Annotated in this window: 1 protein-coding gene; it reads right to left on the bottom strand. The window is 56.5% G+C overall.

The features are described from left to right. A partial coding sequence (locus tag FDX22_RS20930) for an AMP-binding protein (protein WP_146717723.1) occupies nucleotides 1–232 on the bottom strand: 232 nt, incomplete at both ends.

Here is a 232-nt window from a genome sequence, read left to right as displayed (position 1 = left end):
GCCTTATCACCTTCTGCCATCAGGGCGCGGATAGCCGTTGGCGCAGTATAGAGGATTGTGACCTGGTGCTTGTCCACGACCTGTGACATACGCGCCGGGGTCGGCCAGTTAGGTACACCTTCAAACATCAGCGTGGTGGCACCGCAGGCCAGCGGACCATACAGCAAATAGCTGTGGCCGGTAACCCAACCCACATCAGCAGTACACCAGTAGATATCGTCCTGATGGTAAT

Origin of the sequence: Citrobacter sp. TBCS-14, assembly GCF_005280805.1 — a bacterium.
Lineage (GTDB): Bacteria > Pseudomonadota > Gammaproteobacteria > Enterobacterales > Enterobacteriaceae > Citrobacter > Citrobacter gillenii.
Note: the sequence above shows the minus strand (reverse complement) of the source record. Positions and strands in the feature narration are given on the sequence as shown.